A 14,899-nucleotide genomic window follows, 5' to 3' on the forward strand; every position below is an offset into this window, starting at 1 on the left:
CGTCAAGGTAGACCTTGCCGTCGGTGTCAAGGCAAGAACGCCGCGCGGGCGCTCGCTATGCCCGGCGCAGGGCGAACATGCGCAGGTCGCGTGTGGTGCGGTCGCGGTAGGCGGCGTAGGCGCCGGTGATCTCGATGAACCGGGCGAACAGCGCGTCCTTGTCCGCGTCGGGCACCGGGGTGGCGACGACGGGGATGCGCTCGCCCGCGATGGCGACGGTGGCCGACGGGTCGGCGAGCAGATTCCCCGTCCACGCCGGGTGGTGGTCCTGGCCGAAGTTGGAACCGACCACATACAGGGTGTCGCCGTCGTGGACGTAGAGCAGCGGCTGGGTGCGCGCGACACCGGATTTGCGGCCGGTGGTGGTCAGCAGGATCACCGGGGCGCCGATCGGGCCGAGCACGGTGTACTTGGCGTCGGTGCGCTCGAGCAGGGCCCGGTCCAGCGGCGTCACCGTGCGGATCAGCCAGGATCCCGGCTTCGTCGCCGCGAAACGATTGGCTGCGCGGGACAGGAGATTGGTGCGTGAACCCCACTGCCGATCCGGGAACTGCGTTGTCATGGGCCGGACTATAACGTGGCCGATCACGCCACACCGAACTCCGGAATCGCCGTCGATTAACTAAGCTCGCGACCATGGTCGAACATGCCCCGTCCACCGTGTACATCGCCTCACCCGAGGGTGACACCGGAAAATCCACGGTGGCGCTCGGCGTTCTCCAGATGTTGTGCGCCACCACGGCCAGGGTCGGGGTGTTCCGCCCGATCACCCGCTCGGCCGCCGAGCCCGACTACATCCTGGAACTGCTGCTCGAGCACAGCACCGCCGACATCGGTTACGACCAGGCCATCGGCGTCACCTACGAAGACGTGCACCGCGACCCCGACGCCGCGATCAGCGAGATCGTGATGCGATTCCACGACGTCGCCAAGGCCTGCGACGCGGTGGTGATCGTCGGCAGCGACTACACCGACGTCGTCAGCCCGAGCGAGCTGCGCTACAACGCCCGCATCGCGGTGAACCTCGGCGCGCCGGTGCTGCTGGTGGTGCGCGGCGCCGACCGCACGCCCGCCGAGGTCAAGCAGCTGGTTGAGCTGTGCTCGACCGAGCTGGCCGCCGAGCACGCCCAGCTCGTCGCGGTCGTCGTCAACCGGTGCGCGCCGGACGAGACCGACGAGATCTGTTCCAGCCTGGACCGTTTCGACGTTCCGTCGTGGACGCTGCCCGAGGTGCCGTTGCTGATGGCGCCGACCATGGGCGAGCTGTGCGGCGCCATCGGCGGCGAAATCTACAGCGGCGACCCGGAACTGCTGCAGCGCGAGGCGCTCCGGATCATGGTCGGCGGCATGACCGCCGAGCACATCCTGGAACGACTCTCCGACGGTGTTGTCGTGATCGCGCCGGGCGACCGCTCGGACGTCCTGCTCAGCGTGGTGAATGCCCATGAGGCCGAGGGCTTTCCGTCGCTGGCCGGCATCATCATGAACGGCGGCATCCGTCCGCATCCGGCGATCGCGCGCCTGATGGAGGGCCTGCACCCGAAGTTACCGATCCTCACCACCGAGCTCGGCACCTACGACACCGCCAGCGCCGTGCACCGCACGCGCGGCCGGATGTGGGCGGGCAGCCCGCTCAAGGTCGACACCGCGCTGGCGCTGATGGAGGAGCGGGTCGACGCGCCCGAGCTGCTCAAACGCATCCAGGTGCCGCCGTCGCACGTGGTCACCCCGCAGATGTTCGAGTACCAGCTGATCGATCGGGCTCGCGCCGATCGCAAGCGAATCGTGCTGCCCGAGGGCGACGACGACCGCATCCTGCGCGCCGCGGGCCGGGTGCTGCAGCGCAAGATCGCCGACCTCACCATCCTCGGCGACGAGACCGCCGTGCGGGCGCGCGCCGCCGAACTCGGTGTCGACATCGCCGCCGCGCAGGTGCTCGATCCGCGCAGCTCCGGCTACCTCGACGAATTCGCCGCCGAGTACACCGAATTGCGCAAGCACAAGGGCATGACGCTGGAGCGGGCCCGCGAAACCATGGCCGACATCTCGTATTTCGGCACGATGATGGTCTTCAAGGGGATCGCCGACGGCATGGTCTCCGGTGCCGCGCACACCACCGCGCACACGATCCGGCCCTCGTTCGAGATCATCAAGACCGTGCCGGGCGTCTCGACGGTGTCGAGCGTGTTCCTGATGTGCCTGGCCGATCGGGTGCTCGCCTACGGCGACTGCGCGGTGGTGCCGGACCCGACCTCCGAGCAGCTCGCTGATATCGCGGTGTCCTCGGCGGAGACCGCGGCCCGCTTCGGCATCGATCCGCGGGTGGCGATGCTGTCGTACTCCACCGGCGCTTCGGGCACCGGCGCCGATGTCGACAAGGTCCGCGCCGCAACGGTATTGGTGCGTGAGCGCGCGCCGCAGCTGCCGGTGGAAGGCCCGATCCAGTACGACGCGGCGATCGAGCCAGCCGTGGCCAGCGCCAAACTGCCGGATTCGGAGGTGGCAGGCCGGGCGACGGTGTTCGTCTTCCCCGACCTCAATACCGGCAACAACACCTACAAGGCTGTGCAGCGCAGCGCGGGCGCGGTCGCGATCGGCCCGGTGCTACAGGGTCTGCGCAAGCCGGTCAACGACCTGTCGCGTGGCGCGCTGGTGGCCGACATCGTCAACACGGTGGCCATCACCGCCATCCAGGCTCAGGGAGAAGACGCGTGAGCGACTTGGTGCTGGTGCTGAACTGCGGCTCCTCCTCGATCAAATATCAACTGCTGCACGCCGACTCGGCGCAGGTGCTGGCTTCCGGGCTGGTCGAGAAGATCGGCGAGACACACGGCGGCCGGATCGTGCACGAGTGCGGTGACCGAAAGCTGGTGCACGAGGGGACGATCGCGGATCACCGGGCCGGACTGCGGCAGGTGTTCGAGATGTTCCGCGAGACGGGCATCGACCTGACCACGATCGGGATCGGCGCCGTCGGGCACCGGGTGGTGCACGGCGGCGAGGTGTTCTGGCAGCCGACGCTCATCACCGACGAGGTCGTGCGCACCATCGACGAGCTGTCGGTCCTCGCGCCGCTGCACAATCCGGCCAATGTGATCGGCATCGAGTCGACCAGGGAACTGCTGCCCGGAATCCCCGAGGTCGCAGTATTCGACACCGCCTTCTTCCATACCCTCCCCGAGGCCGCCAAGACCTACGCGATCGACGCGAAAGTGGCTGCCGCGCACGGTATCCGCAAGTACGGCTTCCACGGCACCTCGCACCAGTACGTGTCGGAGAAGGCCGCGGAATTCCTGGGCAGGCCCACCGAGGAGCTCAACCAGGTCATCTTCCACCTCGGCAACGGCGCGTCGGCCTCGGCCGTAGCCGGTGGCGTCGCGGTCGACACCACCATGGGCATGACCCCACTCGAGGGCCTGGTGATGGGGACGCGACCGGGCGACCTCGACCCCGGCATCATGCCGCACCTGATGAACGTCGCCGGGCTCGATCTGCCCGCCGTCGAGCAGCTGCTCAACCGCAATTCCGGAATCAAGGGCCTGTCCGGCGTCAACGACTTCCGCGAGCTACAGCAGCTCATCGACAACGGCGACACAGCAGCGAAACTGGCCTACGACGTCTACATCCACCGCCTGCGCCGCTACCTCGGCGCCTACCTGGTCGAACTCGGCAGTGTCGACAGCATCGTCTTCACCGCGGGCGTCGGCGAGAACAGCGCGTCCGTGCGCGCCGACGCCCTGGCCGGACTCCAGAACCTTGGCATCGAGGTCGACCAGGTCCGCAACGAGACGAGAACCCCCGGCATCCGCGCGATCTCGCCGGAGTTCGCGCCGGTGACGGTACTGGTGGTGCCGACCAACGAGGAACTGGCGATCGCCCGCGCCGCGCACAAGCTGGTCACCGCTTAGAACCAGGACTTCGCGCGCAGGGAGTTGGCGAGGTCGACCAGGGCGTAGCGATGGGTTCGGTCCGGGGCGTTGCGGGCGAGGGCGCGGAGGCCGGATTCGGTGCCGTCGCGGAGGTCTCGTTCGTCGAAGGGGCGGCCGAAGAGTTTGGCGTCCTTGCGTTTCGGGGTGTTGCCTGCTTGCAGCCAGGCCAGCGCGGTGCCCTGGACCAGGGTGCGCATGAGGGTCGCGCGGTGCTCGCCCGGTGGGATGGACTGGGCTCGGGAGGCGGCCAGGCGCAGGGTCTGTTCGTCGAGGTCGGCGACGGGGGCGCTGGTGAGCAGCAACAGGATCGCGGTGGTCTGGGCGGTGGTGAAGTGGCGGGATGCGGCGGGGACGTCGTCGAGGGCGTGGACCGCCTCGACGACTCGGTCCGCCACTGCGAGCTGTCTGGCCAGGCCGAAGGCGGCGCTCACCACGGCGCGGTCGGTGCGCCATACGGTGTCGTAATAGCGTTCGGCGAAGGAGCGCCACTGTTCGGGTGCGTCGGAAACCCAGTGCTGCAGAATGAGTTCCGCGGTGGCGGCCAGTGCCAGCTTGGGGGCGATCTCGCCGGGCAGTACCCGCAGGACCGCTTCGAAGGAGGCGAAGGCGGCCTCGTAGTCCAGTTCGAGCAGGTGTGCCTGGCCGGTGAACCAGTCTGCGCGCCAGTCGGATTCGCCTCGGCCGCGATCGAGCAGGTGCAGCACCGCCGCCGATTCACCGAGGTCGAGGCGGGCACGTACCTCGGCGAAGACCAGCTCGCCCGCGAGGGTTTCCGGTGCGTTGTCCGGGTCTGCCTCGGCGCGCTCGCGGGCGTCGTGCAGTGCTTCGAGTACGCGCTCCGGCTCCAGGTTCGCGGTCGCCGCCAGCAGCGGGGCGGACGGGTCGGCCGGATCGATCAGCGGAATCGGCAGGGCCGCGACGACATCGTGCGAATCCAGCAGTGGGGAGCGGCCGACGCCGTCGAGATAGGCGTCGGTCTGGCTGATCAGTTCCTCGGTGCCGAAGCTGGTGCGCTGTGGACTGAACACGGTGGACAGCTGGGGATGTTCGGTGCCGGTGTCGTAGGCGAGGATCTCCCGCAGCACGCCGGCCAGCTGGGCCGACATCGCCCGCGCCGACGGAAACCGCTGTGCCGGATCGGGATCGGTGGCGGTGAGCAGGAAACGGTGGAAGAACTCGTAGCGGGCCAGCAGCGGCTGGTCGGCGGGATCGGGGATGCCGTCGAGGTAGCGGCCGTGTTCGCTGGGCAGGGCCAGGGTGAGCGCGGCCAATGTCCGGCCGACCGTGTACACGTCGGAGGCTGGTGTCGGGCCGGTCCTGGCGATCTCCGGCGCCTGGAAACCCTTGGTGCCGTACAGGTTTCCATAGGCCTCGATGGTGGCGACCGCGCCGAGGTCGATCAGCTTCACCTGGTCCTCGGTGACCATCACATTGTCGGGCTTGAGGTCGTTGTAGGTCAGGCCGATCGAGTGCAGGTGGTCCAGCGCGGGCAGGATCTCCAGCACGTAGGCGATGGCCTCGGCCAGCGGCATCCGCTCGCCGGGTGGCCTGGCGTCGAGAATGTCGCGCAGGGATTGGCCGCCGACGTATTCCATGACGATGTAGCCGATGCTGGACCCGTCGGGCGCCGTGTGCTCGACGAAGTTGTGGATCTTGACGATGCTCGGATGCGCCACCTCGGCCAGGAACTGCCGCTCGGCCACCGCCACCGCCTGCGCCTCGGCGTCACCGGCGTGTAGCAAGCCCTTGAGCACCACCCAGCGGTCGCTGACATTGCGGTCGATGGCCAGATAGATCCAGCCGAGACCGCCGTGCGCGATACAGCCCTGGATCTCGTACTGCCCGGCGACCATGTCGCCCTCGTGCAGCGACGGCCGAAAATCATAGGCGGCGCCGCAGGTTTCGCACTTGCCCGCCGACGACGCGGCGCGTGCCGGGGTGGAACGACCCACCGGATTCGCGCAGCGCCAGCAGAATCGCCTGCCCTCCGACACCACCGGATCGGCCAGCACCGCCGTGCGCGGATCGGCGGGGGAGACGGTCGGGATCGGTACCAGGCCCGCGCCGAGCCTGCGGGACGGGCGCGACCTGGCGGTGCGCACGCTGCGGCCCGATCGCGCGGTGCTCGGACCGGTTTGCGGTGTGGAAGACCAGGATTCGGCTGGCGTCGCCTGGGTGCCAGGTGGTTCGGCGACCCGGTGGGCGAGCTCGGTGGCAGCCGACGCTCCGGGGCGCTGGGTTGATGGGGTGGCAGGTGGTTGCGCCGACCTTCCTGCGGCGAGCTCGGTGGCCGCGTGCGCGGGAAGGATGGGTAGCGGCTGGGTCTCGTCGTCGGCCGGTGCGGGCGGCAGCGTCCATCCGCCGGGCAGTTCGCCCTCGTCGCGCCGGGACAGCTGCGTCGGCTGCTGGTGCTCCGGATCATCCTGTGCTGGTTCGCCGTTCGGCGGTGGTGTCGTGCTCATGGCGGTCAGTCCCGGTACGTCGGTGCGGGCGGGCTCGGCGTCTCCCCGAGGGAGGCGAGCCAGCGGCGGTGGATGCGGGCCCAGGTGCCGTCGTTGCGGATGCGCTCGAGGGTGGCGTTGACGAAGCGGACCAGATCGTCGTCGCCCTTGGGGATACCGATGCCGTACGGCTCGGCGCTGATGCTCTCGCCGACCACCTCGGTGTAGGGGTCCTGCGCGGCCAGGCCCGCCAGGATCGCGTCGTCGGTGCTCACCGCGTCGACCTGGCGTTGCTGCAGCACCACCAGGCAGTCGGCCCAGGTCGGCACGGTCAGGATGGTGGCGGCCGGCTGGTCGCGGCGGATGTGGTCGAGCGAGGTGGTGCCGCGCGCGACGCACACCCGCTTGCCCGCCAGATCGGCCAGGCCGTTGATGCCCGAGTTCTTCACCGCGAGCACGCGCTGGTCGGCGCGCAGGTACACGGTGGAGAAGGCGACCCGCTCCTTGCGTTCGCAGGTGATCGTCATCGTCTTGGCGATCAGGTCGACGGTGTGGTCCTGCAGCGCCCGTTCGCGTTCTTCCGAAGCGAGACTGCGGTATTCGATCAGATCGGGGTTGCCGAGCAGGTCGCGGGCGATCTCGCGGGCGATGTCGGCGTCGAAGCCGACGATGCGCCCGGTCAGCGGATCGCGGAAGCTGAACAGATTGCTGCCTGCGTCGAGACCGACGATCAGCCTGCCGCGCGCGCGGATGGCGTCGACCGCCGGACCGCCTGAGGTGCTCGGCCGCAGGCTGGCCGTCGGGTCACCGCAGTACTTGTCGTCGGGGGTTGGCAGCGGTGTGTCGGTGCCGATCGGAATCGCCTTGGCGGGCAATGGCGGTTCGGAGTAGACGGCGCGGTCCGCAGGCGCCGGGGTGCTGTCGGAACAGCCGCCGAGCAGCGCCGCCGCCGCGAGCAGCAGCGCCGCGGTGGCGCGACCCGGCCTCACCGGTACTCCCGCAATCGCGGCCACAGGCCGAGCGCGACGCACGCTGCGGCCACGATGCCGAGGACGAACGCGCCGGGAGCCAGGAACGCCAGCACGTCGATGGCCTGGGACACCCTGTCGCGCAAGGTGTCCCGGGTGGCCGCTGACGCCTTGCCGAGGGCCCGGTCGAGCGCGTCGACCTGGGCGGTCGCGTCGGCGGCACTCGGGCCGGTGGCGACGGCGGTGGCGCCGGTGAAGTCGCCGCGGGCGAGGGTGTCGTTCATTCGCTGATGTGCCGACTGCCAGCGGGCCAGCGCGGCGCGCGCGTCGGCGACCTCGCCGCGGGCGGGCGCGTCCTCGGGGTAGCCGTCGAGCAGTTCGGTCAGCCGGGTGGTGTTGATGTCGAAGGTGCGGTCGTAGTCGCCGGTCGCGTCGCGGCGCACCAGCTTCACCATTTCCGCCGCCCTGGCCTGCTGCACCAGGATGCGGCTCTCGGCCAGCCGGGCCGCGGGGACAGCGCCCTGGTCGCGGCAGCGGATCATCGACACCGCCGACACCGAGCCCGCCGCCACGGTCCAGATCAGGGTCAGCGCCAGCGCGCCGGTGCCGATCAGTAGTCCCATATTGAATACACGCCGCGACCGGCGGGCCAGTTCGACCTGAACCCAGATCAGTGCGCCGAGAGCCAGCATCAGCAGCACGATCGCGGGCCACGGCGGCAGCACATGCCGGTTCTGCGCGGCGATGATCGCGTCGAGCCGGTGGCTCTCCAGCTCCTCGGCCATCGGCAGCAGCGTCGTCTGCATCTGATGCGAGGCCTCGCTGAGATAGGCCGCGCCGACCGGGTAGCCGTTGCGGTTGTTGGCGCGCGCGGTCTCGATCAGCCCGGTGTACACGGGCAGGCCGGTGGCGATGCCGGTGCGCAGCTTGCGGTCGGTGCCGGACGGGTCGGCGGCTTCCTCCACGGAGATGTGGCCCGCCTGCGTCACCAGCTCGGCGGCGGCCTCACCGATGGCCTGGGTATAGCGATCGCGCACGGCCGCCGGTTCCAGCCCGCCCGCCAGGAAGGCGGTGCCCGCGGCGGCGTCGGCGATCGACAGGGAGGTGTAGAGGTGATTGGCCGAGTGCGCGTCGGGTTCGGTGTCGTCGAGCAGAACGCCGAGTGCTTGCTGGCGATCGCTGACGGTCACCGAAGTCACCGCACCCGCGGTCACGCACAACACCATCAGCACCAGTCCGGCCACCATCAGCCGGCCCGGCGAGGACTGCACGAAACCACGCAGCCGCGCCGGATCGAACAGCGCACGCAGCGCCTTCACATCCGGAGCGGGTGGCCGGTCGGCGACGATCGCGGGCCGCCGCAACGGCGTGCGACCGCTCGTCACCGGCTTGGCGATGACCCTCTCCGTGCCGTGCGCACCACCCGTGGCCTGCGGCAACGGGCCGGAACGGACGGCCGCCACCTCGGTCGAGGCATCGCGATTCCCCGAGTCGACCATCGTTCACCTCCCCGTGCTGTCCGCGCACCACTTGTGGTGCGGAGTTTATTGTTGTCGTACCGGTGGCGCAGCCCCTCAGACACCCCCGAAGCGGTTGCTGCTCGGCTGCTACGGAGGAAAGAGTATTGGATGCGCGGTGACGGAGACGGCTGGTCGAACAGCCCGGGCGGAGTTCGGCACTGGGGCAAGTACGGCGCGGCGGGCCTGTTGCTGCGCGCGCCGCTGCCCCGTGGCGGTTCGGCGGTGCTGCTACAGCACCGGGCGCCGTGGAGTCATCAGGGCGGTACCTGGGCCATTCCCGGCGGCGCGCGGGATTCGCACGAGAGCGCCGAACACGCCGCGGTCAGGGAAGCCTGGGAGGAGGCGGGCATCACCGCCGACCTCCTGCGCGTGCGCGCCGAACGGCTGACGATGACCGCGCCGAGCGGGTGGACCTACACCACCGTGGTCGCCGACGCCGAGAGCCCGCTGGCCACCGTCGCCAACAAGGAGAGCTCCGAGCTGGTCTGGGTGCCCGAGGACGAGGTCACCGACCTGCCGCTGCACCCGGGTTTCGCGCTGGCCTGGATCGCCCTGCGCGCGGTGCCGGTGCGCGTCCGATTCGCGGACGCTCCCGTACCCGACCTGCCGCGCACGGTCGAGATCGCCGATCGGGGATTCTTCTGGCTGCACACCCAGCCCGGCGGACCTGGCGACGAGGTGACCATCGGCCCCGACGAGCCCGGCGAACTCGCCGCCGCGCTCACGAAGCTGCTGTCCTGAACGTCCGGCTCAGTCGGTAGCGGCGAGCAGGGCCTGCTTGAGTTCCCGAGCCGCCGCTTCCGGATCGGCCGCTTCGGTGATCGCGCGGACAACGACGACCCGCCGCGCACCAGCGGACAGCACTTCGGGCAGACGAGCCGTGTCGACACCGCCGATCGCGAACCACGGCATCGACGGATGCGCGTCGGCGGTGGATCGCACCAGGTCGATGCCAGCGGCCTGACGGCCCGGCTTCGTCGGGGTGGTCCAGATCGGGCCGGTGCAGAAGTAGTCCAGGTGACCGTCGATCGCGGCGAGACCGGCCTGGGCGCGGTTGTGGGTAGACCGGCCGATCACCACGTCGGGGCCGAGGATGCGGCGCGCGTAGGCGGGCGGCAGGTCGCCCTGTCCGAGATGCAGGACGTCGGCGCCGGCGGCCAGCGCGATGTCGGCGCGGTCGTTCACCGCGAGCAGCGCGCCGTGCCTGCGGGTGGCCGCCTTGATCTCGGCCAGCGCGCCGAGCTCGCCCTTGGCCTCCAGCGGGCCGAATTCGGCCTCACCGGGCGACCCCTTGTCTCTGAGCTGCACGATGTCGACGCCACCGGCGAGCGCGGCATCGACGAACCTGGCCAGATCACCCTTGTCCCGGCGCGCGTCGGTGCACAGATACAGCAGCGCGCTGGACAAGCGCTCCCTGGGCGGGACGGAACGATTCGGATGGGAGGGCTGCACGGTGTCGACGGTAGTCGCGCTAACGTGGAGACGCGAACGCCGAGGCGTTCGACAGGCGGAAAAGGACAGGTGGGACGTGATGCGAACGCTGGCGGTCGTTGGCGGCGGCGCCGTCGGACTCGCCGTCGCGTGGCAGGCCGCCGAGGCGGGCTGGACCGTCACCGTCTTCGATCCGGCGCCCGGTTCCGGCGCGTCCTATGTGGCCGGTGGCATGCTCGCGCCGCTGTCGGAGGGCTGGCCCGGTGAGGACCGGGTGCTCGCCTTCGGCGCGGCCGCGCTCGACGCCTGGCCCGCGTTCGCCGAGCGGCTGCGCGCGGTGACCGGCGAATCGGTCTTCGTCGCCGACGAGACGCTGACCGTCGCCCTCGACGGCGCCGATGCCGCCGACCTGCGCACTGTCGCGGACTGGCTGGCCGGTTTCGGTCATGATCTGCGAGTACTGGATCGTGCCGGGGTGCGCGCGGTGGAGCCCGTGCTGGCCCGTACGGTCCGGGCCGGTCTGCTGGCCACCACCGAACCCGCGATCGACAACCGTCGGGTGCTGCGTGCGTTAACCGCCGCCTGCACTGCCGCAGGCGTCGAGATTCGCACGGAAGCCGTTGCCGCACTGGATGATCTACCGCACGACCGGGTGGTGCTCGCCGCGGGCGCACGCTCCGCGGACCTGTGGCCCGGCCTGCCGGTGCGGCCGGTGAAGGGTGAGATCCTGCGGCTGCGGCAGCGTCCCGGCGTGAGCCCGGCGCCGAGCAGGGTGATCCGGGCGCGCGTGCACGGCAGGCAGGTCTACCTGGTGCCGCGCGAAGACGGCATCGTCGTCGGCGCCACCCAGTACGAAGCCGGTTTCGACACCACGGTCACCGTCGGCGGCGTGCGCGACCTGATCGCCGACGCCGAGGCGATCCTGCCCGGCATCTCGGAATACGAACTCGCAGAGGCGAATGCGGGCTCCCGGCCCGGCACCCCCGACAACCTGCCGCTGCTCGGCCCGCTCGACGACCGGGTCGTCGCCGCCACCGGCCACGGTCGCAACGGCATGCTCACCCTCGCCATCACCGCGACCCTCGTCCCGCGCCTGCTCGGCGACGAGTCGCCCGCGATCGCGGAAGTCGCATCACCGCAACGTTTTCCGGCGTTGCAGCTGTTCCAAGGAGGAGTTCGATGACCTCGACCATTCCGATCGGCGTCACCGTCAACGGTGTCGACCACGAGTTCGCCGAGCCGCTGAGCATTCGCGAACTGCTCACCCGACTCGAATTGCCGTGCCAGGGCGTGGCATTGGCTGTCGACGGCGCGGTGTTCCCGAAGTCGCGCTGGGACGAGCAGGTCGGCCGCGGCTGGACCATCGAGGTGCTGACGGCGGTGCAGGGTGGCTGAGCCCGCGCCACTGCGCATCGCGGACAAGGAATTCGGCTCGCGCCTGATCATGGGCACCGGCGGCGCCGAGAACCTGGCCGTCCTGGAAGCGGCCCTGGTCGCCTCCGGCACCGAGCTCACCACCGTGGCCATGCGCCGGGTCGACGCGGCGGGCGGCACCGGCGTCCTCGACCTGCTCAAGCGCCTCGACATCACTCTGCTGCCCAACACCGCTGGCTGTCGCACCGCCGCCGAGGCCGTGCTCACCGCGCAGCTGGCGCGCGAGGCGCTCGACACCAACTGGGTCAAGCTCGAGGTCGTCGCCGACGAGCGCACCCTGCTGCCCGACCCGTTCGAGCTGCTCGACGCCGCCGAACAGCTGGTCGACGACGGTTTCGTCGTCCTGCCCTACACCAACGACGACCCAGTGCTCGCCAAGCGCCTTGAGGACGCGGGCTGCGCCGCGGTCATGCCGCTGGGTTCCCCGATCGGCACCGGCCTCGGCATCGGCAACCCACACAACATCGAGATGATCGTCGCCGCCGCGGGCGTGCCCGTCATCCTCGACGCGGGCATAGGCACCGCCAGCGACGCCGCCCTCGCCATGGAACTCGGCTGCTCGGCGGTCTTGCTGGCCACCGCGGTCACCCGAGCCCGCGAACCGGAACTGATGGCCACAGCAATGGCGGCCGCCGTGCGGGCCGGTTACCTCGCCCGCGAGGCGGGCCGCATCCCCAAGCGGTTCTGGGCCCAGGCCTCTTCCCCGGCCCGTTAGCTCGACCCCGTGCTGCGTTTCTCCGTCCCTGGTGGCATTCCGTCACGTCGATGAAGAGCGGGAGCGTGTTGAGACTCGACAGTGCGGAAGCTCGTCGGATTCGGGCAGAGGTCTTGGATTCTGCGCAAGAGCTGAGTGCCAGGTGGCTATCGGTCCCTGGGCGTTGTGTGGTGCCCGCGGCGGAGGTGTCGGATCTGGCTGATGATCCGTTGGGGTTGCGGATACTGGCCGCTTTCGCGGGGCATGGGCACGATGAGGTCTACTGCCTCGCGACGTCCGATCTCGGTGCGGATGCGCCCGGTCAGGCTTGCCTGGCGGCTTTGCCCGAGGTGGATGATTGGCGGGCGGCTTTCGCTCCGTTCGATGTCGTGCTGGTTTCGCCGGATCGTTCGGCAGCGGTGCTCTTGTCCGTCGACGAGTTCGTTCTGGTGGGCGGAAGCACTCAATTCGTGGAATCGGCCCTTGGTAAGACCATCGCGGAAGGCTGCGCCGAATTCGTCGCGTATGCGGACGACATGGCCGATGCTTCCCGTCATCTGCCTGCGCTCGCGCGGCGTTGGTGTTCCACGGGCGGCTGAAGGTCGTACTGTCTCAGGGTTCGGATCATCCTCGAGGATGACCCGACTCGCGACCTCACGGCGACGCGCTCGCCACGTTTGTCAGGCAAGCTGGGGCTCATGATCGAGCTGAGGGGCCTGACCAAGCAATTCGGCCAGACCGTCGCGGTGCAGGATCTCTCGTTCACCGTCCACCCAGGACAGGTGACCGGGTTCCTCGGACCCAACGGTGCCGGTAAATCGACGACCATGCGGATGATCCTCGGCCTCGACCGGCCGACTTCGGGTACCGCGCTGATCGACGGCAAGCGCTACGAGGATCTGGAGCGTCCGCTGACCCAGGTCGGCGCGCTGCTCGATGCCAAGTGGGTGCATCCGAACCGTTCGGCGCGCGCGCACCTGGAGTGGCTGGCAGCGTCCAACGACCTGCCGAAGTCGCGGGTCGAGGAGGTGCTGCGGCTGGTCGGCCTTTCCGAGGTGGCCGGCAAGAACGCGGGCGGGTTCTCGCTGGGTATGTCGCAGCGGCTCGGCCTGGCAGGCGCCCTGCTCGGCGATCCGAAGGTGCTGCTGTTCGACGAGCCGGTCAACGGCCTCGACCCCGAGGGCATCCTGTGGATCCGCCGGTTCATGCAGCGCCTCGCCGCCGAGGGACGCACCGTGCTGGTGTCGAGCCACCTGCTCTCGGAGATGGCCCAGACCGCCGAGCACCTGATCGTCATCGGGCGTGGTCAGCTCATCGCCGACACCACCACCAAGGACTTCATCGACCGCGCCTCCGAGCAGTCGGTCCGGGTCCGCAGCCCCCAGCTGGACCAGCTGCGCAGCCTGCTCACCTCGCACGGCATGACCGTGCGGGAAGAGGGCGATGCCGCGCTGATCGTCGCGGGCGTGACCAGCGACGAGGTCGGCAAGGTGGCCGGAACCAACAACGTCACGCTCTACGAGCTGGCCCCGCAGCAGGCCTCCCTCGAGGAGGCGTTCATGCGGATGACCGGCGGCGCGGTGGAGTACCACGGCGCAGGCTTCGACCAGGTGATGGGAGGTGCGCTCTGATGGGCGTGCTCGCTGCGGAACGAATCAAGCTCACCTCGACCCGCTCGCCCTGGTGGTGCTCGGCGATCGTGGTTCTCCTCGGTATCGGCCTGGCCGCGCTGATGGCGGTGATCACCAATATCGACGCGGAGCCGGGGCAGGGGCCGCCCGCGCTGACCCCCAGCCTCGCCGCCTCCGGGGTCACCGGGTTCGGCGTGATGGTGCTGATGATCATGGCCGCCCTGACGGTCACCAGCGAATACCGCTTCGGGGTGATCCGGTCCAGCTTCCTCGCGGTGCCGAACCGGTCGAAGGTGATCGTGTCCAAGGCCGGTCTGGTCGGCGTGTACGCGGCGGTGCTGACCGGTGTACTCGCGCTGGTCGCCTTCGTCGTCGCCAAGCTGATCGCCGGTGACGGCGCCCCGATGCTGGTGCTCGACGGCAACTGGCGAGCGATCTACGGCATCCCGATCTACGCGTTCCTTTCGGTGCTGCTTGCGATCGGTGTCGGCGTGCTGGTGCGCCAGTCCGCGGCGGCCATCTCCCTGATCGTGCTGTGGCCGCTGCTGATCGAGGGCCTGCTCGGCGCGTTCGGCAGCTTCGGTCGCGCTGTCAATCCGTGGCTGCCGTTCGCGAACGCGAACCGGTTCCTGAGCGTCGAGGAAGTGTCTGGCAACTGGCACTGGGGCGTGTGGGGCAGCCTGATCTACTTCGCCGTCTTCGTGGCGATCGTGTTCGGCGGTGCGCTCGTGGTGGTCAACCGCCGCGACGCCTGACAAAGCCAGCCCGGGCTGCCCTCGCAAGAGCCCGGGCCGCGAGGGCCGCGACCTTGTCGGGAGGTCGCGCGACCCGGCCTTCGGCTGCCGCTGCCC

14 protein-coding genes are annotated in these 14,899 nt (G+C 69.8%); 9 read left to right on the plus strand and 5 right to left on the minus strand.

Annotation, left to right across the window (positions count from 1 at the left end; translation table 11 throughout):
* Nucleotides 1–55: 55 nt before the first annotated feature.
* Nucleotides 56–562 carry a nitroreductase/quinone reductase family protein gene (locus ACWF82_RS24985; protein WP_452504884.1) on the minus strand — a complete coding sequence of 169 codons (507 nt, stop codon included), beginning with the start codon at nucleotides 560–562 and terminating at the stop codon, nucleotides 56–58.
* Nucleotides 563–636: 74 nt separating this feature from the next.
* Between ACWF82_RS24985 and pta the strand changes: the two genes are divergently transcribed.
* Together pta and ACWF82_RS24995 are read left to right on the plus strand one after the other, a co-directional pair.
* Nucleotides 637–2,715 carry a phosphate acetyltransferase gene (gene pta, locus ACWF82_RS24990; RefSeq protein WP_452504886.1) on the plus strand — a complete coding sequence of 693 codons (2,079 nt, stop codon included), beginning with the start codon at nucleotides 637–639 and terminating at the stop codon, nucleotides 2,713–2,715.
* Nucleotides 2,712–3,908: an acetate kinase gene (locus ACWF82_RS24995; RefSeq protein WP_452504888.1), complete on the plus strand. Its 1,197-nt coding sequence runs from the start codon at nucleotides 2,712–2,714 to the stop codon at nucleotides 3,906–3,908. Before pta ends, ACWF82_RS24995 begins: the two co-directional genes overlap by 4 nt.
* Here ACWF82_RS24995 and ACWF82_RS25000 read toward each other — a convergent pair.
* Genes ACWF82_RS25000 through ACWF82_RS25010 form a run of 3 tightly spaced genes read right to left on the minus strand, consistent with a single transcriptional unit; the run spans nucleotide 3,905 to nucleotide 8,837 of the window.
* Nucleotides 3,905–6,391 carry a tetratricopeptide repeat protein gene (locus tag ACWF82_RS25000; protein WP_452504890.1) on the minus strand — a complete coding sequence of 829 codons (2,487 nt, stop codon included), beginning with the start codon at nucleotides 6,389–6,391 and terminating at the stop codon, nucleotides 3,905–3,907. The two genes, ACWF82_RS24995 and ACWF82_RS25000, sit on opposite strands and share 4 nt — an antisense overlap.
* Nucleotides 6,392–6,396: 5 nt before the next feature.
* Nucleotides 6,397–7,359 (minus strand): glutamate ABC transporter substrate-binding protein, encoded by a 963-nt coding sequence (locus ACWF82_RS25005; protein WP_452504892.1) that lies wholly within the window; start codon nucleotides 7,357–7,359, stop codon nucleotides 6,397–6,399.
* The gene (locus ACWF82_RS25010; RefSeq protein ID WP_452504893.1) at nucleotides 7,356–8,837 is read right to left on the minus strand and encodes a hypothetical protein; all 1,482 of its coding nucleotides are present in this window, start codon (nucleotides 8,835–8,837) and stop codon (nucleotides 7,356–7,358) included. The genes ACWF82_RS25005 and ACWF82_RS25010 overlap by 4 nt, the downstream gene beginning before the upstream one ends.
* A gap of 129 nt (nucleotides 8,838–8,966) precedes the next feature.
* Between ACWF82_RS25010 and ACWF82_RS25015 the strand changes: the two genes are divergently transcribed.
* Nucleotides 8,967–9,599, plus strand: coding sequence for an NUDIX hydrolase (locus tag ACWF82_RS25015; protein WP_452504895.1), 633 nt, complete (start codon nucleotides 8,967–8,969; stop codon nucleotides 9,597–9,599).
* Between the two features lie 9 nt (nucleotides 9,600–9,608).
* On the opposite strand, the gene thiE is transcribed toward ACWF82_RS25015, so the two are convergent.
* The gene (gene thiE / locus ACWF82_RS25020) at nucleotides 9,609–10,310 is read right to left on the minus strand and encodes a thiamine phosphate synthase (protein WP_452504897.1); all 702 of its coding nucleotides are present in this window, start codon (nucleotides 10,308–10,310) and stop codon (nucleotides 9,609–9,611) included.
* A gap of 79 nt (nucleotides 10,311–10,389) precedes the next feature.
* On the opposite strand from thiE, the gene thiO reads away from it, so the two are divergent.
* From thiO to ACWF82_RS25050, 6 genes are all read left to right on the plus strand, one after another.
* Nucleotides 10,390–11,472 carry a glycine oxidase ThiO gene (gene thiO / locus ACWF82_RS25025; protein ID WP_452504899.1) on the plus strand — a complete coding sequence of 361 codons (1,083 nt, stop codon included), beginning with the start codon at nucleotides 10,390–10,392 and terminating at the stop codon, nucleotides 11,470–11,472.
* Nucleotides 11,469–11,684, plus strand: a complete 216-nt coding sequence (gene thiS, locus ACWF82_RS25030) for a sulfur carrier protein ThiS (protein WP_452504901.1) — start codon at nucleotides 11,469–11,471, stop codon at nucleotides 11,682–11,684. The genes thiO and thiS overlap by 4 nt, the downstream gene beginning before the upstream one ends.
* Nucleotides 11,677–12,438, plus strand: a complete 762-nt coding sequence (gene thiG, locus ACWF82_RS25035) for a thiazole synthase (protein ID WP_452504903.1) — start codon at nucleotides 11,677–11,679, stop codon at nucleotides 12,436–12,438. The genes thiS and thiG overlap by 8 nt, the downstream gene beginning before the upstream one ends.
* A 170-nt stretch (nucleotides 12,439–12,608) precedes the next feature.
* The gene (locus ACWF82_RS25040; RefSeq protein ID WP_452504905.1) at nucleotides 12,609–13,016 is read left to right on the plus strand and encodes a hypothetical protein; all 408 of its coding nucleotides are present in this window, start codon (nucleotides 12,609–12,611) and stop codon (nucleotides 13,014–13,016) included.
* A 99-nt stretch (nucleotides 13,017–13,115) separates the two neighbouring features.
* Nucleotides 13,116–14,048, plus strand: a complete 933-nt coding sequence (locus tag ACWF82_RS25045; protein WP_452504907.1) for an ABC transporter ATP-binding protein — start codon at nucleotides 13,116–13,118, stop codon at nucleotides 14,046–14,048.
* A complete protein-coding gene (locus ACWF82_RS25050) occupies nucleotides 14,048–14,803 on the plus strand; it encodes an ABC transporter permease (RefSeq protein WP_452504909.1) in 756 nt (251 codons plus the stop codon). Before ACWF82_RS25045 ends, ACWF82_RS25050 begins: the two co-directional genes overlap by 1 nt.
* The last annotated feature ends 96 nt before the right edge of the window (nucleotides 14,804–14,899 follow it).

Source organism: Nocardia sp. NPDC055053, from assembly GCF_053608285.1.